We start from the raw sequence: 17244 nt of genomic DNA, 5'->3' as shown, positions 1-17244 counted from the left end.
CGCGCACAGTCATGACGAACGGAGCCACCACATGCCTACGACAGCCCGGCACATCGCCCTCGTGGCGCACGACAACAAGAAGCCTGAACTGCTCGAATGGGCGCTGTTCAACAAGGGCTCGTTGTCCGCCCACCACCTCTACGCCACAGGCACCACCGGTGGTCTGCTTGAGCGCGAGCTCGGACTTCCCGTACGCCGCTTCCTGTCGGGCCCCGTAGGAGGCGATCAGCAGATCGGTGCGCGCATTGCTGAAGGCGGCATCGACATGCTCGTGTTCTTCTGGGATCCGCTTGAGCCCCAGCCCCACGACCCCGACGTCAAGGCGCTGCTGCGGCTGGGAACGGTCTGGAACATCCCCATGGCCTCCAATGTCGCCACGGCAGACTTCCTGATCTCCTCTCCCCTGTTCCACGAGGACTACAAGCGCGCCGTCCCCGGCCACGCGCCGCGCGACCCCGCACAGTTCGCGCCTCGACGCGACCACTAGCCCCCCCCCTTTTTTCGTGCGTCAAATGGATCCATTTGGCTCGTGAAGGGACGAGACTTGTGCGTCAAATGGATCCATTTGGCTCGTGAAGGGACGATGCGGGTCTCACGCGAGACACAAAGAGCGGCCCGTCCTCTTGCGAGGACGGGCCGCTCTTCTTTGGCTTAACGCGACTTAGTCGCGGGTCTGGCCCACCTTGTGCACGAAGATCGAGTTGGTGGTGCCGGGAATGCCCACAGGGGTACCCGAAACGACCACGACGTAGTCGCCGTCGACAACCCGTCCCTCGTCCTTGAGTGCCTTGTCCACCATGTCGACCATGTCGTCGGCGGTCTCCACGCGGTCCACCACGCGGGCCTCGACGCCCCAGCTCAGCGCAAGGCGCTTCTGGGTCTTGGGGTCCGGGGTGAAGGCCAGCATCGGCACGCTCGGACGCAGACGCGCCATGCGCAGCGCCGAGTCACCCGACTGGGTGAAGGTCACGATGTACTTGATGTCGAGCACGTTGGCGATCTCGGCCGCAGCGTGCGTGACAGCGCCACCGCGCGTCTTGGGCGTGGTGAGGAACGGGGCGATACGGGTAAAGCCCTTCTCCTCCGTGTTGCGCACAATGCGCGCCATGGTCTCGACCGTGACGATCGGGAAGTCGCCCACCGAGGTCTCGCCAGAGAGCATGACAGCGTCGGTGCCATCGAGGATGGCGTTGGCGCAGTCGGACGTCTCTGCACGGGTCGGCACGGGCGAGTGAGTCATGGACTCGAGCACCTGGGTCGCGACGATGACGGGCTTGGCGTTCGCACGGCACAGTTCAATCGCGCGCTTCTGGACCAGCGGCACCTCTTCGAGGGGCAGCTCGACACCGAGGTCACCGCGGGCAACCATGATGCCGTCGAAGGCGTCCACGATCTCTTCGAGGTTCTCGACGGCCTGCGGCTTCTCGACCTTGGCGACGACGGGGAGGGTCACGCCCTCCTCGGCCATGATGCGGGCGACGTCCTCGTAGTCCGCGGCGGAACGCACGAACGACAGGGCGATGAAGTCGGCGCCGAGGCGCAGGGCCCAGCGCAGGTCCTCCTCGTCCTTGTCGGACAGCGCGGGCACCGAGACGGCGACGCCGGGCAGGTTGATGCCCTTGTTGTTCGACACGGGGCCGGGCACGACGACGGTGGTAACCACGTCGGTGTCGGTGACCTCGGTCACGGACAGGCGCACCTTGCCGTCGTCGATCAGCAGGGTGTCACCCACCGAGCAGTCGCCGGGCAGGCCCTTGAAGGTAGTGCCGCAGATGTCCTTGGTACCGATCACGTCACGCGTGGTGATGGTGAAGACATCCCCGACAGCGAGGTCGTGGGGGCCATTCTCGAACTTCTCAAGGCGGATCTTGGGTCCCTGCAGGTCGACGAGGACGGCGACGTTGCGTCCCGCCTCCTCAGCGGCCTGACGGATGTTCCGGTACACCTGCTCGTGCTCTTCGGCGCTGCCGTGCGAGCGGTTGATGCGGGCCACGTCCATCCCGGCGCCCACCAGCTGGCGCATGTTCTCGATGGGGGCCGTGGCGGGGCCAATAGTGCAGACGATCTTCGCGTTTCGCATGTTCTCCAACTTAGTGTGTCTTGCGGGGTTGCGCCTGGGTATCTAGGCCCGGATGGCCTGGGTGTGTGCTGATACTGGTGCAGGCAGCTCGGTTTGTCCGAGCAAGTACTGGTCGATGGCAGCGGCGGCCGCACGCCCTTCGGCGATGGCCCACACGACGAGGGATGCGCCACGGCCTGCGTCGCCTGCCACGAACACGCCATCCACGTTAGTCGCATAGTCGCCGCCGCGCTGAATCTGGCCCCGGTCGGTCACCGCTACGCCACCCTGGTGGGACAAATCGGTGGTGTCCGGGCCGGTGAAGCCCATCGCGATCAGCACCAGATCTGCGGGGATCTCACGCTCCGTGCCCGCGGTCGGGGTGCGGGATCCATCGGCGTTGTATTGAGTGGTCGCGACCTTGAGCGAGCGCACATGACCGCTGTCATCGCCGACGAACTCGACGGTCGACGCAAGGTAGTCCCGCGTACCGCCCTCTTCGTGGGATGACGAGACCTCGAACACGCGCGGGTCCGTAGGCCACGGCTGCGAGTCGGGACGCGACACCGGCGGCTGCTTGCCGATCGCGAGGGTCGTGACAGACGCTGCACCCTGACGCAAGGCGGTGCCGATGCAGTCCGAGCCGGTGTCGCCGCCACCGATCACGATGACGTGCTTGCCGGCCGCGTCGATCTGGTCCGCAACCTCGTCGCCCGCGGCGGCCTGGTTGCCCTGGTGCAGGTACGGCATCGCGTAGTGAATGCCGTCGAGGTCGCGGCCGGGGATGGGCAAGTCACGAGGAAGCGGGGCACCCGTCGCGACCAGCACCGCGTCGTATCGTGCACGCAACTGGTCCCACGTGAGGTCCTTGCCCACCTCAAAGCCGGTGTGGAAGCGAGTACCTTCGGCTTCCATCTGGACGATCCGGCGGTCGATGTGGATCTTCTCGAGCTTGAAGTCCGGGACGCCGTAGCGCAACAAGCCCCCCAGTCGATCGTCGCGCTCGTACACGCGCACCGTGTGTCCCGCCCGCGTCAGTTGCTGGGCTGCGGCGAGACCGGCAGGCCCCGAGCCAACCACCGCGACGGTGCGACCCGTCTGACGCTGAGGAATCTGCGGCACCACGTCGCCGCGTTCGAAGGCCTGGTCGATGATCTCCAGTTCGATGGACTTAATGGTCACGGCGGGCTGGTTGATACCGAGCACACACGACGTCTCGCACGGCGCGGGGCAGATGCGCCCCGTGAACTCGGGGAAGTTGTTCGTGGTGTGGAGCCGGTCAATCGCATCGGACCACTGGCCCTCGCGGGTGAGGTCGTTCCACTCGGGAATCAAGTTGCCCAGCGGGCAACCCTGGTGACAGAACGGGATACCGCAATCCATGCATCGGCTCGCCTGGCGACGGAGGGTGGCTTCATCGCGCGTGAGTTCGTCACGCACGTCCTTCCAGTCGAGCAGGCGCACCGGCACGGGCCGATACGAAGGAGTCTCGCGCTCCCGGTGCTTGAGGAATCCGCGCGGATCAGCCACGGGTCACCTCCAAGAAGTCAGCCCACGCGCCAGGAGCGCGGAGGTCTCCACCACTCGCTTCAAGCTCAGCGAGGGCGTCACGGACACGGGCGTACTGGGCGGGCAGCACGCGCGTGAAGCGCGTGCGGGACTCGTCCCAGTGGGTGAGGAGTTCCTTGCCGCGTGGAGACTCGGTGTGCTCGACGTGACGCTCCAGCAGCGAGCGCACGATCACCTCATCTTCCGCATCGAGCGGGCCGAGCGTCAGTTCGCCTGCGGCGAGTGCCTGGGCGTTGACGCGCTCGTGACGCAAGTCCAGCACATACGCCGTGCCGCCCGACATTCCGGCACCGAGGTTGCGTCCCGTGCGGCCGATGATCACCGCAGTTCCACCCGTCATGTACTCCAGGGCGTGGTCGCCCACGCCCGCCACGACGGCCGATGCGCCGGAGTTGCGCACGAAGAACCGCTCGCCCACCTGCCCTCGCAGGTAGATCTCGCCGCCGGTGGCGCCGTAACCGATCACGTTGCCGGCGATGACGTCCTTCGAGTCATCCATCATCGACTCGCGGTGCGGACGCACGATCACCTTGCCGCCCGACAGCCCCTTGCCAACGTAGTCGTTGGCGTCGCCCACGAGCCTCAGCGTGATGCCGCGTGGAACGAAGGCTCCGAACGACTGACCAGCCGAGCCGTTGAAGGTGATGTCGATGGTGTCGTCAGGAAGGCCCGTGCCTCGGTAGCGGCGGGTGACTTCGTAGCCGAGCATGGTGCCAACCGTGCGGTTGACGTTGCGCACCGGGACCTCGAAGGTCACGCGCTCGCCGCGCTCGAGCGCGGCCTCGCTACGGGCGATGAGTTCCTGGTCGAGCGCGTGCTCAAGCCCGTGCTCCTGCTCGATCGCGCTGGTGATCGCGCGTCCGGGCTCGGGGCGTGCGAGGACGGGAGACAAGTCAAGGCCCTTGGCCTTCCAATGGTCGATCGCCGAGCGCGCGTTCAGCACCTCAACATGACCGACCGCCTCGGCGATCGTGCGGAAACCAAGCGCGGCGAGGTGCTCACGCACCTGCTGGGCAATGAACTCGAAGAAGGTCACGACGAACTCGACCTTGCCGGAGAAGCGCGCACGCAGCTCAGGGTTCTGTGTGGCGACGCCCACGGGGCACGTGTCGAGATGACACACGCGCATCATGATGCAGCCCTCGACCACAAGCGGAGCCGTCGCGAAGCCAAACTCTTCCGCGCCCAGGAGGGCAGCGACCACGACATCGCGGCCCGTCTTGAGCTGGCCGTCGACCTGCACCACGATGCGGTCGCGCAGGTCGTTGAGCACGAGCGTCTGCTGGGTGTCCGCGAGTCCGATCTCCCACGGCGCGCCAGCGTGCTTAAGGGAGTTGAGGGGGCTTGCACCGGTGCCACCGTCGTGACCCGAGATCAGCACCACGTCCGACTTGCACTTGGCGACGCCCGCCGCGATGGTGCCGACGCCCACCTCTGACACCAACTTGGTGTGGATACGCGCGACGGGGTTCGCGTTCTTCAGGTCGTGGATCAACTGCTTGAGATCCTCGATCGAGTAGATGTCGTGGTGCGGCGGCGGGGAGATCAGGCCCACGCCAGGCGTCGAGTGACGCGTCTCGGCCACCCACGGGTAGACCTTGTTGCCCGGCAGTTGGCCGCCCTCGCCTGGCTTGGCGCCCTGAGCGAGCTTGATCTGCAGGTCATCAGCGTTGACCAGGTACTCGCTCGTCACACCAAAGCGACCGGAGGCCACCTGCTTGATCGAGCTGCGACGTTCGGGGTCGTAGAGCCGATCAGGCGACTCGCCGCCTTCGCCGGTGTTCGAGCGCGCACCGAGCTGGTTCATCGCGATCGCGAGCGTCTCGTGAGCCTCGGCGGAAATCGAGCCGTACGACATGGCGCCCGTGTTGAAGCGCTTGACGATCTCACTGACCGACTCGACCTCGTCGATGTCGATCGGGTCGCGGTCGGAGGAGAACTCGAGCAGCCCGCGCAGCGTCATCAGACGCTTGGCCTGGTCATCGACGCGGTCCGTGTACTCGCGAAACACGTCGTACTGGCGGGTGCGAGTCGCGTGCTGGAGTTTGAAGACCGTCTGCGGGTCGAACAGGTGCTCCTCGCCATCACGGCGCCACTGGTACTCACCACCGGTGTTGAGCCGCTGGTGGAAGGGCAGGTCGCCCGAGGCGGGATATGCGTCAGCGTGGCGTCGCGCCACCTCCTCGGCAATCACCTCCAGGCCCACGCCGTCGATCTGGCTCGGGGTCCCCGTGAAGTGCTGGGCAACAAGGTCGCGAGACAAGCCCAACGCCTCAAATACCTGCGCCCCACGGTAGGAGGCGATGGTCGAGATACCCATCTTCGACATGATCTTCAGGACACCCTTACCGAGCGCCTTAATGAGGTTGTGCACGGCCTTGTCGCCGGAGATATCACCGAGGAACCCGCGCGTCGCGAGGTCCTCGACGGTCTCCATCGCGAGGTAGGGGTTGACGGCCGCACAGCCGTAGCCCACGAGCAGCGCCACGTGATGCACCTCGCGCACGTCGCCCGCCTCGACAATGAGCGAGGCCTTGGTGCGGGTGTGGTTGCGCACCAAGTGGTGGTGTACCGCCGCGGTCAGCAGCAGCGACGGAATCGGCGCGAGGTCCTGGTTCGAGTCGCGGTCGGACAGGACGATGAACGACACGCCCTCCGCGATCGCCTCGTCGACCTCCTCGAAGATCTGCTCGAGACGAGTCTGCAGACCCTCCTGACCGGCACGCACGGGGTAAAGGCCCCGGACCTTGCGCGACGAGAACACGCCCTTGAGGCGCGGGTCCGCGTCAATATGCAGAATCTTCGCGAGTTCGTCGTTGTTGATGACGGGGAACTCGAGCAGGATCTTGCGTGCGTGTTCGGGGGTGGCTTCCAGCAGGTTCGGCTCGGGACCAATCGCTCCGCCGATGGCCGTCACAATCTCTTCACGGATCGCGTCCAGCGGCGGGTTGGTCACCTGCGCGAACATCTGTGTGAAGTAGTCGAAAAGCAGGCGGGGGCGCCCAGACAACACCGCAATCGGAGTGTCGGAGCCCATGGCACCCAGCGGCTCAACGCCGTCGCGCGCCATCGGGGTGAGGAGCTTCTTCAGCTCCTCCTCGGTGTAGCCAAAGGCGCGCTGGCGGCGCTTGACCGAGGCACGGGAGTGCACCACATGCTCACGATCCGGCACATCGGCCAGGCGTACGGCGTTGTCACGCACCCACTCGGCGTACGGGTGCTCCGAGGCGAGCTGAGACTTAATCTCCTCGTCCTCAATGATCCTGCCTGCGGCCGTGTCGACCAGGAGCATGCGGCCCGGCTGCAAGCGGCCCTTCCGCACGACCTTGGCAGGGTCGATGTCGAGCAGGCCTGCCTCGGATCCGGCGATCACCATGCCGTCGTCGGTCAACCAGAAACGTCCCGGGCGAAGCCCGTTGCGGTCGAGCGTCGCACCAATGAGGGTGCCGTCGGTGAAGTGCAGTGCCGCCGGACCGTCCCACGCCTCCATGAGGGTCGAGTGGTACTCGTAGAACGCGCGTCGCGCCGGGTCCATGTCGTGGTTGTTCTGCCACGCCTCAGGCATCATCATCAGCACCGCGTGCGGCATGGAGCGGCCCGCGAGCACGAGCAACTCGAGCACCTCGTCGAACGACGCAGTGTCCGAGGCAGACGGGGTGCAGATCGGCATGAGGTCGGCCATGGTGCCGAGCAGGTCGGAGGACATGGTCCCCTGGCGTGCCGTGATCCAGTTGCGGTTGCCCTGCACGGTGTTGATCTCGCCGTTGTGCGCAATGCCGCGCAGGGGCTGCGCGAGCGGCCACGACGGGAAGGTGTTGGTGGAGAAGCGCGAGTGTACCAGCGCGAGCTCCGACTCAAACAGGTCGTCGTTGAGATCGGGAAAGACCTGCTCGAGTTGGTAGGTGGTCAGCATGCCCTTGTACGTCAGCGTGCGACTAGACAGTGACGCAAAAAAGGGTCCGCCCGCGCCCTCTGCGCGTTTGCGGACCCTGTAGACACGGCGGTCGAGGTCAAGGCCGGACAAGCCGTCCGCCGAGACGAACGCCTGCCGGAAGAGCGGCATCGCCGCCCGGGCAGACGGGCCCAGTGACGCCGGGTTCGCCGGAACGTCACGCCATCCCAAGATCCGCACGTGCTCCGAGCGCGCAGCGTCCTCGAACGCGCGCACCTGAGCCTCGTCCTCACCAGGGGTCAGGAACGCAATGCCGACGGCATACGAGCCCACCTGCGGAAGGTCGAAATCAACCACCGAGCGAAGGAAGCGGTCGGGAATCTGCGTAAGGATACCTGCGCCGTCGCCCGTCTCGGTCTCTGCGCCAACGGCGCCACGGTGCTCCAGGTTCTTCAGCGCGGTCAGGCCCGCATCGACGATATCCCTACCGGGCGTGCCGCGGAGCGTGGCAACGAATGCCACTCCACACGCGTCATGCTCATATGCGGGGTTGTAGAGCCCATTTCCGGGCTCGCTGACGCCGATCTGCGCGGCCATCACACCGTCCTTCGCTGGCGCTCGGAGCTCTCCGAGCACACCTGGTTGCGGGGCGCCGTCGCCCGGTTATCACACGGGTAGACAGACTACCGCGTGTTGCGCTGAGGACGTAATTGCCCTAGCGCTGCTGCTCCTGAGCGTCCGCGTCATTGTCCGCGGAACCGTCAACGGCCTGTTCCTGGTCCGCAACGGGCACGACGGGATCGCCGTCGGCCGATGCGCTGTCGAGCTGCTCAGCAGAGGTCGCCTGAGCATCGAGCGAGTCCTGCGGGGCATCCCCGTCGGACTCGGCGGCCGCCGCAGGGGCGGCAAGAAGGTGACGGGGCACGGGCTGAGCGATTGATCGCTGCCGCACTCCCATGAAGGTAAACATCGCAATCGCGAGAGCAAGGACGCCGATGGACACCCACACGTTGATGCGCAGGCCGCCGATGGTCACCGCAGTGTCGATGCGGACCATCTCAATCCACAGTCGCCCCGAGACGTAGACCATCACGTACAGCCAGAAGGTGCGGCCGCCGCGCAAGTCGTACTTACGGTCGAGCCACACGATCAACGCGGCGCCGACCAAGTTCCACACGGCCTCGTACAGGAACGTCGGGTGGAAGGTTGCGAAATGCTCGTAGCCTTCGGGTCGGAACGCCGGATCAATCTCGAGCGCCCATGCGACCTCGGTGGGTCCGCCAAAGAGCTCCTGGTTGAACCAATTGCCCAGCCGGCCGATCGCCTGGGCGACAAGGATGCCCGGCGCTGCCGCATCGGCAAAAGCGGTGAACGACGCGCCGTTACGGCGCGCTCCGATGTAGGCACCCACGGCACCCAGCGCGATCGCGCCCCAAATGCCCAGCCCGCCGCGCCAAATCGCGAACGCCGCCCACGGGTCCCCGTTCGGCCCAAAGTAGGGGCCGGGCGTCGAGATCACGTGATACAGACGCCCGCCGATGATTCCGAACGGAATGGCCCAAATGGCAATCTCGCCCACCACATCGGGGTCTCCCCCGCGCTCAACCCAGCGGCGCGTCGTCAGCCACAGGGCGAAGATGATGCCCGCGAGGATGAACAGCGCGTAGGCGTGGATCGTGAGCGGTCCCACGGAAAACGACTGCCACTCGGCGGGCGGGCTCGGGATAAACGTTCGCATCAGCGTGCCTCTCGCACTCCTGCAACGAGCTCACGCACGCGTACGCGCAGGGCCTCGATGCCCTCGTCGGGGGTCGCGGCTTCGGTCAGGCAACGTAGTAGAGCGGTGCCGACGATCACGCCGTCGGCGAAGCGGCCAATCTGCGCGGCCTGCTCGCGGGTCGAAACACCTACGCCGACGCACACGCGAGCGGCGCCTGCTTCGCGCGCCTCGCGGACCACGCGTTCGGCGGCCTCGCCGACCGTCGCGCGCTCGCCCGTGACACCCATGACCGGGGTCGCGTAGACAAAGCCAGTCGAAGCGCCCACCGTCAGGTGCATGCGCTCCTTGGTGGTCGACGGGGCGACCAGGAAGATCGTGTCGACGCCCGCGGCGCGCGCCGCGTCAATCCACTCGGGCCCCACGTCGGGCGTGAGGTCAGGCGTGATGACGCCCGCTCCCCCGGCGGCGGCGATCTCCGTGGCAAAGCGCTCAAGCCCAAACTGCAACATGGGGTTGTAGTAGGACATCACCACGGGCACAGCACCCGCATCGGCGATGGCATTGACGGCACGGAACGTGTCCGCGAGCCGCACCCCGCCTTCAAGCGCGCGTGCCACCGCCAGTTGGATCACCGGGCCATCGAGTACGGGATCCGAGTAGGGCGGGCCCACCTCGACGATGTCCATCCCCTCCTCGACCATGGCGACCATGGCGCGAATCGAGGTATTGACATCGGGGAATCCCACGGGCAGATAGCCGATGAGTGCCGCGCGCCCTTCTGCCTCGATCTGGTCGAGACGCTCGCTCAGCGCACTCACTGACCCTCCTCCGGAAGCATGTCGAACCACCTCGCGGCCTGCTCGACATCCTTGTCGCCACGTCCGGAAAGCGTCACCAGCAGGGTCGCCCCGGGACCGAGTTCCCTCCCGAGCTTGATCGCACCCGCAAGGGCATGCGAGGACTCGATCGCAGGCAGGATGCCCTCGGTCCTGCTGAGCAGGCTGAAGGCCTCCATCGCCTCGGCGTCCGTGATGGGCCAGTACTCGGCGCGGCCGATCTCCGCCAGGTGCGAGTGTTGCGGTCCCACACCCGGGTAGTCCAGGCCTGCCGAGATCGAGTGGGACGGCAGGGTCTGGCCCTCGTCGTCCTGAAGGATGTACGAGCGCGAACCGTGCAGCACTCCCGCACGGCCGGCCGTCAGCGTTGCCGCGTGGCGACCCGTGTCGACGCCGTCGCCTGCCGCCTCGCAGCCAATCAGGCGCACCGAGGCGTCGTCCAGGTAGGCGTCGAAGGAACCGATGGCGTTGGAACCGCCACCGACACAAGCGAGCACCGCATCGGGCAGGCCGCCGAGCGCGAGCATCTGCTCGCGGGATTCCACCGAGATCACGCGCTGCAGGTCACGCACCATCGCGGGGAATGGGTGGGGGCCGGCGGCAGTGCCGAAGACGTAGTTGGTGGTCTCGACGTTCGCGACCCAGTCGCGAAAGGCCTCGTTGATGGCGTCGCGCAGGGTCCGGGTCCCGGTCTTGACTGCGACAACCTCGGCGCCTAGCAGTTTCATGCGGGCGACGTTGAGCGCCTGGCGCTCGGTGTCCTCTTCGCCCATGTAGATCACGCATTCGAGATCCATGAGAGCGGCGGCCGTCGCGGTCGCGACGCCATGCTGGCCCGCTCCCGTCTCGGCGATGACTCGCGTCTTGCCGATGCGCTTGGTGAGCAGCGCCTGACCCAGGACGTTGTTGATCTTGTGAGAGCCGGTGTGGTTAAGGTCCTCGCGCTTGAGGAACACCGTTGCTCCGCCGGCGTGACGAGCGAACCGGGGAACCTCACTGATGATGCTCGGGCGGCCCGTGTAGTCGCGCGCGAGTCGGGCGAGTTCGGCATCAAACTCGGGGTCGACCTTGGCCTTGTCGTAGGCGTCGGTCAGTTCGTCGAGCGCCGCCATGAGTGCTTCAGGCACAAAGCGGCCGCCAAACTCACCGAAGAAGGGCCCCGGTGCCTGCTGGAGCGATTCCGTCACGGGCGCACCGCTCGCAGTGCGGGGTGGGCGCCCGCGGCGACCATCTCGGCGACCGCGGTGCGCGGGTCCTTGTCCTTGACGAGCGCCTCGCCCACGAGCACCGCATCGGCGCCCATGCGGGCGTACTCGACCACATCGTGGGAGTCGCGGATCCCCGACTCAGCAATGCGCACGATGCCCGCAGGAATGTGTGGCGCGACGCGGGCAAAGGTGTGACGGTCGACTTCGAGAGTCTTGAGGTTGCGTGCGTTGACGCCGATGACCCTCGCACCGGCATCGGCCGCGCGGCGAACCTCCTCCTCGTCGTGGACCTCAACGAGCGCCGTCATGCCCAACGAGTGGACCCGCTCCACGAGGCTCTCGAGCGCCATCTGGTCGAGCGCCGCGACGATCAGCAGCACCACATCGGCGCCGTGAGCGCGGGCCTCCCACACCTGGTACGGGGTGACGATGAAGTCCTTGCGCAGGATGGGAATGTCCACCTTGGCGCGCACCGCGTCGAGATCGGTGAGCGATCCGCCAAAGCGGCGCTCCTCCGTCAAGACGGAGATGACAGTCGCACCGCCGGCCTCGTACTCGGTCGCCAGCGACGCCGGGTCGCTAATCGGGGCGAGGTCACCCTTTGACGGGCTCGACCGCTTGACCTCAGCAATCACCGATACCTCGGGCGAGGCGAGCATGGCGCGCGCATCGAGCGCTCCCGGCAAACGGGATGCCCTTTCCTTCAGCGCGTCCATCGACGTGCCCGTCTGGCGCACAGCCAGGTCTTCGCGCACGCCGGCGACGATACTTTCCAGAACGCTCATTCACAACCCCCGTCCAATGCGACCATCGTACCGCCGCCGCGGAGCCCGAATGACGGCCCCGCCGGGCCCCTCAGGGAGCCAAGAACGGGGCGAGCCCAGGGACGTTGCGCAGCACGCCGAACGCGGCGAAAGCCACCGGGACACCGATCGCTATCCACATGGGAACCGCCGGGGCAACCTTGCCACGGGCCGCGGCCCTGAACCACGCCATGAGTAGGCCAACCGTGCCCGGAACCACCAGCAGGACCGCGAGCACATTCATCTCCAGCGCCGCCGCAAGGTCACCGTGCAGCAGTGAGTGCACGGCCCGCGTCCCTCCGCATCCGGGACAGTAGGACCCCGTCAATGCCAGGAAAACGCACGGCACAAACGGGTCGTCGGCGTAGGGATTGGCGGCCCACGTGTAAGCCGCCCCCGCACACACGACGACGGCCGCGGCCACGGGCGAGGCCCATCGGGACCTCGCCGCGGCGGCGACCGTCGAAGTGTCGTGGCTCATGCTCAGGCCTGGGCCAGCGCGAGACCTCCGACAGCGAAGTACAACACCAGACCGATACCGAACAGTGCGGTGCCGACGATGCCGAGGACCATGCCCACGGTGCCGAGCGAGCCATTAGTGGCAAGGGCCTGTTCCTGCGCTTCCTTGGCCTTCTTGCCAAGGATGATCGCCGGGATACCCGTGAACGGGCCGCAGCTACACACGATCGCCAGGATTCCCAGCACTAGCGCCCACACGCCAAGAGAGTTCTTCTCTTCGCTCGGATACGCACCGTAGAACTGGCCACCAGGCGGCGGCGGAGGCGGAGGTGGGGTCAGGTCGCTCATCGAGACTCCTCGTCAAGAGTGGGATAGGTGGACTACTGGAGTGGCTGGCCGTGCCCGAGCGCACGCAGCGCGGCGCCGGCCGCAAGCGACACCACCGCGAGACCCACGCCCACCCACACCACGGGCCAGGCGGTGACCGCAATACCAACAGACGCGATCAAGGCCGCGATGGTCAGGCCGATGTTCGTCACCCACGCGGCCGTGGTCTTTCCGTGGTTCGCGTGGGCCACCTCCGGAAGGTCCTCCGGTGCGATTTCAATGCTCGACATGTCTCTCCTCGTATGACAGTGGTGGTCAGTCTAGCGACGACCGAGCGGCTTCAAGCGTGAGGCCAAGGTAATGGCGCGGATCATCGCGGCAGCCTTGTCCCGGGTCTCTTGTTCCTCTTTGGCGGGGACCGAGTCGGCGACGACTCCCGCGCCGGCCTGCACGTGCGCCACACCGTTTTCGATGAGCGAGGTTCTGATCGCGATCGCCATATCCATGTCGCCCGCGAAGTCGAAGTACCCGACCGCGCCGCCGTAGAAGGCACGCCGTGCCGGTTCGATCTCGTCGATGAGCGCGATCGCGCGGGGCTTGGGCGCTCCCGACAGCGTGCCGGCGGGGAAGGTCGCGGCGAAGACGTCTACGGGACCGTAGGCCGGCTCCAGGTCGCCCACCACCGTCGAGCAGATGTGCATGATGTGCGAGTAGCGGTTGACCTTCATGAACTCGAGCACCTCGACAGTGCCCGGCGTACACACCTTGACCAGGTCATTGCGTGCAAGGTCCACGAGCATGACGTGCTCGGCGATCTCCTTGGGGTCTGCCAGCAAATCAAGCTCGAGTTCCTTGTCACGCTCGTCGGTGGCTCCGCGCGGCCGCGAACCAGCGATCGGGAACGTCGACACGCGGCCCCGGTGCACAGCGGCCAGTGACTCGGGGCTCGCGCCCACCACCGCAAACGACCGTCCCAGGTCGTCTTCGAGCTGGAAGCAATACATGTACGGGCTGGGGTTGAGTGTGCGCAGCACCCGATAGACGTCGATCGCCGAGGCGTCGCAGTCTAGATCGAAGCGCTGGGCTGGCACCATCTGGAACACCTCGCCGTCGCGGATGGCTTCCTTGGCGAACCGCACCATCTCTTCATACTCACCAGGGGCTGACCGCAGGCGCATCGCCGGCTCCCCTGCCGAGTCGTCGATCCCGGAGACCTCACCCACGGGTGCGTGGACCAGGGCAGTCTGCATCGCGTCCACGCGTGCCACCGCATCGGCGTAGGCGGCCTCGATGCCGCTGGCCTGGGCGTTGGCGTTGACAGCATTGGCGATCAACCACACCGAACCGTCGTGATGGTCAATAGCGGCGATGTCCGTCGCGAGCAGCAGGTGCGCGTCTGGCACGTCAATGTCTCGCGGGGCCTTCTGCGCGAGGGTGGGCTCCCACTGCCGCACAATGTCCCACCCAATCACGCCCACCAGGCCGCCCGTGAGCGGCGGCAGGCCCGCGATCGGCTCAGACTGCAACTCCTTCAGCGCCGCACGGATGACCTCGAGAGGGGCGCCATCGGCAAGCCCGACGGGAACGTCGCCAGACCAGCGCGCCTCATCGCCGTCCACCGTGAGAGCGGCACGCGAATGGACGCCGACAAACGAGTACCGGCCCCGCGAACCGTCGGGCTCCGCGGACTCAAGAATGAAGGTGCCAGGCCGGTCGCCAGCCAAGGCGCGGTACACGGCAACCGGGGTGATCCCGTCGGCAAGCACACGGCGCACCACCGGCACCACGCGGCGGCTGGCGCCTATGTCAACAAAGTCCTCGAGGCTCGGCCACGTCTGACCCCACTGCACCGAAGCCGCCACACTCATGCGTGCTCTCCTGGCGCATCGGCGCTGCTGGCATCGGCAGCGAGCGTATCCGCATCGACGGCGCCAAGGTCGCCGCCCTCGTCAAAGCAACGACGCTTGCCCGTGTGGCACGCGGGGCCGTGCTGCGTCACGCTCAACAACAGCGCGTCGCCGTCGCAGTCAAGCTCGACCGCGTGGACATCCTGAATGTGGCCCGAGGTATCTCCCTTGCGCCACAGCTCTCCCCTGGACCGGCTCCAGTACACGGCGCGGCCCGTGGTCAGCGTCAGGTCAAGAGCCTCGTCGTTCATCCACGCGACCATCAGGACGTCCTTGGTGTCTCGGTCCTGGACCACGGCGCACACCAGCCCGTCGGCGGTGCGCTTGAGGCGTGCGGCAACAGTGTCGTTCAGCGGCATGGCCACATCCTTCCAGATGCGCGCACATCCCCCTCCCCCTTCCCGTCAAATGGATCCATTTGCTCGGTCTCGGAGCTGCCGCCGACGGTCAAATGGATCCATTTTCATCGTGAAAGGGGTTGGCGGTTCGCGGTTAGCGGTCGGTGAGGTCGACTCGTTCGCTCTTGCGCCAGGTGCGGTCGCGTTCCCTGGTGTCGAGGTAGTCCTCGATCTGGTCTGACGGGATCGTGTGGTTGTCGATGCCGTCAGCATCCGGGTCGGTCAGCGTGAACGTGGACTTCGGGGCGGCTCTTCCTGAACCGCACCGGCCTTCCAGGTCACAGTCCACCAGGCGGACTCGGGGTGCGAGGACATGAATCTCCACCGGGGCCGATGCGGTGGTCGCCTCTCCCGGCGCCTCCCGCCACGTGGTGCCACCATCCAGGCTGTAGTGGCCTTCCCAGGTGGTGGTGACGGAGATGGTGGCCCGGTGTTGGTTGCGAGCGAACTTCAGTGCATTGTCTTCCGTGCCCTTGCCCGTGGCACCGATCGACAGTGCAGTGTCATCCGAGGTGGACCAGCTATACCCGGTGGGCGTGGCCCGCAGGATCACGTCGGTACCCAACACCGTGACCTGCTCGGCTTGCGGATCCTCAACAATCTCGGGCACGATCCCGAACCCCGCGATCGCCCACCCGTTGTCCGGATAGAACGCCACATGCGACGGGTCGATGACCATCTGCTCCCACGCAGCAAAGATCGCCGGAGGAAGCGGGTCAACGGGGCAGGTGTAGTCACCAGCGAGCCTCCAAGGACCCCACGAACCACCCGCCTGCTCGACCGAACGCCACCACGGAGCAAGTGGCTGCGCCCCGTCGGGACAATAGGTATCGAGATACCCAGGAAGTTCCTCACACGACGGAATCTCAAACTCCCACGACAGACCATTGGCTGAGGCCTCAGGCGTACTGAACCAGTCAACACAAATGTCGTGACGCTGGTAGCGAGCAACCACCGGCGTAGCGCCGGTATGCACCACAGTGCCGCCTTCTCCCGGGCCAGCACCCGCGGTCACAATCTCGATGACACTCCCACAAGTCTGACCATAGATGTCATATCCATGCTCGGCATCACACGTCGGCGAGGGCGCGGGGGTCGGCTCCGCATCCAGAGCACCCATCGCGATTGCCCCCGACATCACCACGCTGGTCAGAACAGGCATCATGATCGGGTTGCCACAACCTCAAGCACTCTCCAGTGGCCACTGAAAGCCATCACCATACGCACTTCACCTGCGCCCCCTGGCGACTCATCGACCAGCGTGCCACCACTCGAGCGACGGACCACCGGGCCGACATCGATGAGCATTTCGACGCCCCACGTTCCGTTGAGCTGGACCCCTCCCCTTGCCGAGCCGATATCGGCAACCACACCCCCACCCTCGTAGGACTCTCCAGCAGCGTTCGCCGCCTCGTACTGGTCGACGACGTTGGCACAGAACGCGCAACTGGGCTCCGACAGAGCACTGAACAGTTGCGGGTCTTCATCCGCCCAGTTCTGGTAGTTGGCGAGAAAGAACTCAGCGAACGCCACCGATGACGGGTAGTCCTCATACCGGGCATCCTCCGGGATCGCCGCAAGGACTTCCTCTTCCGTTAGCGCCGTCGCGCTCGGGCTCGGCGTCGGGCTTGGCGACGGCGACACCGTCGCCGCCACTTCAGTAGGCGTCACCGAAGGACTCGGTGTCACCACCGGCTCCGGGTCACCGCCACAAGCAGCCACCACCAGGCACACGAAAGCGCCAACGATTCCCACGCCCCACCCGCGTCGAGTCATGACGCGACCCTAGCGAGCCCACCCCCACCCCGCCAGAGCAAACCCCCACACTGTGGACAAACCCCACACCCGCATCGGCCCTTCACAAGCCAAATGGATCGGCGGAGTCAAGTGGTGGTTGCGTCGGTGCTGGTGAGGAGTGCTTGGAGGGCTTGGGCTGGGGTGAGGTAGTCCAGGGTGGGTCGGGGTCGGGCGTTCAGGCTTGCGGCGACGTCGCGTAGTTGCTCTGGTGTCCACACTGATAGGTCGGTGCCTTTGGTGAACCAGTGGCGTAGCAGGCGGTTGGTGTT

General features: G+C 66.2%; 15 protein-coding genes and 1 pseudogene. 1 reads left to right on the top strand and 15 read right to left on the bottom strand.

Annotated features, from left to right (window positions below; translation table 11 throughout):
* The first annotated feature begins 31 nt into the window (after nucleotides 1-31).
* Nucleotides 32-487, top strand: a complete 456-nt coding sequence (locus ACK5NO_RS05995) for a methylglyoxal synthase (protein ID WP_416811753.1) — start codon at nucleotides 32-34, stop codon at nucleotides 485-487.
* A gap of 174 nt (nucleotides 488-661) precedes the next feature.
* Here ACK5NO_RS05995 and pyk read toward each other — a convergent pair whose 3' ends face one another.
* The 15 genes and pseudogenes from pyk to ACK5NO_RS05920 form a co-directional block, all read right to left on the bottom strand.
* Entirely contained in the window at nucleotides 662-2080 is a 1419-nt protein-coding gene (gene pyk / locus ACK5NO_RS05990; protein ID WP_416811752.1) for a pyruvate kinase, read from the bottom strand.
* Nucleotides 2081-2122: 42 nt separating this feature from the next.
* On the bottom strand, nucleotides 2123-3589 hold the full coding sequence (locus tag ACK5NO_RS05985; RefSeq protein WP_416811751.1) for a glutamate synthase subunit beta: 1467 nt from the start codon (nucleotides 3587-3589) through the stop codon (nucleotides 2123-2125).
* The gene (gene gltB / locus ACK5NO_RS05980) at nucleotides 3582-8117 is read right to left on the bottom strand and encodes a glutamate synthase large subunit (protein WP_416811750.1); all 4536 of its coding nucleotides are present in this window, start codon (nucleotides 8115-8117) and stop codon (nucleotides 3582-3584) included. The genes ACK5NO_RS05985 and gltB overlap by 8 nt, the downstream gene beginning before the upstream one ends.
* A 118-nt stretch (nucleotides 8118-8235) precedes the next feature.
* Nucleotides 8236-9258 (bottom strand): prolipoprotein diacylglyceryl transferase, encoded by a 1023-nt coding sequence (gene lgt / locus ACK5NO_RS05975; RefSeq protein WP_416811749.1) that lies wholly within the window; start codon nucleotides 9256-9258, stop codon nucleotides 8236-8238.
* On the bottom strand, nucleotides 9258-10058 hold the full coding sequence (gene trpA / locus ACK5NO_RS05970; RefSeq protein WP_416811748.1) for a tryptophan synthase subunit alpha: 801 nt from the start codon (nucleotides 10056-10058) through the stop codon (nucleotides 9258-9260). The genes lgt and trpA overlap by 1 nt, the downstream gene beginning before the upstream one ends.
* Entirely contained in the window at nucleotides 10055-11263 is a 1209-nt protein-coding gene (trpB, locus tag ACK5NO_RS05965; protein ID WP_416811747.1) for a tryptophan synthase subunit beta, read from the bottom strand. The genes trpA and trpB overlap by 4 nt, the downstream gene beginning before the upstream one ends.
* Nucleotides 11260-12069: an indole-3-glycerol phosphate synthase TrpC gene (trpC, locus tag ACK5NO_RS05960; protein ID WP_416811746.1), complete on the bottom strand. Its 810-nt coding sequence runs from the start codon at nucleotides 12067-12069 to the stop codon at nucleotides 11260-11262. The genes trpB and trpC overlap by 4 nt, the downstream gene beginning before the upstream one ends.
* A 70-nt stretch (nucleotides 12070-12139) precedes the next feature.
* On the bottom strand, nucleotides 12140-12568 hold the full coding sequence (locus ACK5NO_RS05955) for a DUF2752 domain-containing protein (protein ID WP_416811745.1): 429 nt from the start codon (nucleotides 12566-12568) through the stop codon (nucleotides 12140-12142).
* A 2-nt stretch (nucleotides 12569-12570) separates the two neighbouring features.
* Nucleotides 12571-12894 (bottom strand): DUF4190 domain-containing protein, encoded by a 324-nt coding sequence (locus ACK5NO_RS05950; RefSeq protein WP_416811744.1) that lies wholly within the window; start codon nucleotides 12892-12894, stop codon nucleotides 12571-12573.
* Between the two features lie 32 nt (nucleotides 12895-12926).
* Nucleotides 12927-13163 carry an HGxxPAAW family protein gene (locus ACK5NO_RS05945; protein ID WP_416811743.1) on the bottom strand — a complete coding sequence of 79 codons (237 nt, stop codon included), beginning with the start codon at nucleotides 13161-13163 and terminating at the stop codon, nucleotides 12927-12929.
* 30 nt (nucleotides 13164-13193) lie between these two features.
* Nucleotides 13194-14741 (bottom strand): anthranilate synthase component I, encoded by a 1548-nt coding sequence (locus ACK5NO_RS05940; RefSeq protein WP_416811742.1) that lies wholly within the window; start codon nucleotides 14739-14741, stop codon nucleotides 13194-13196.
* Nucleotides 14738-15139: a phosphoribosyl-AMP cyclohydrolase gene (gene hisI / locus ACK5NO_RS05935; protein WP_416811741.1), complete on the bottom strand. Its 402-nt coding sequence runs from the start codon at nucleotides 15137-15139 to the stop codon at nucleotides 14738-14740. Before hisI ends, ACK5NO_RS05940 begins: the two co-directional genes overlap by 4 nt.
* 133 nt (nucleotides 15140-15272) lie before the next feature.
* The gene (locus tag ACK5NO_RS05930) at nucleotides 15273-16154 is read right to left on the bottom strand and encodes a hypothetical protein (RefSeq protein ID WP_416811740.1); all 882 of its coding nucleotides are present in this window, start codon (nucleotides 16152-16154) and stop codon (nucleotides 15273-15275) included.
* Between the two features lie 185 nt (nucleotides 16155-16339).
* Complete coding sequence (locus ACK5NO_RS05925) at nucleotides 16340-16954, bottom strand: hypothetical protein (protein WP_416811739.1); 615 nt, start codon at nucleotides 16952-16954, stop codon at nucleotides 16340-16342.
* A gap of 107 nt (nucleotides 16955-17061) precedes the next feature.
* Nucleotides 17062-17244 (bottom strand): annotated as a pseudogene (locus ACK5NO_RS05920) (IS30 family transposase); the annotation flags it as partial.

This window comes from Demequina sp. (assembly GCF_047975725.1).
In the GTDB taxonomy this organism is placed as follows: domain Bacteria; phylum Actinomycetota; class Actinomycetes; order Actinomycetales; family Demequinaceae; genus Demequina.
Note: the sequence above shows the minus strand (reverse complement) of the source record. Positions and strands in the feature narration are given on the sequence as shown.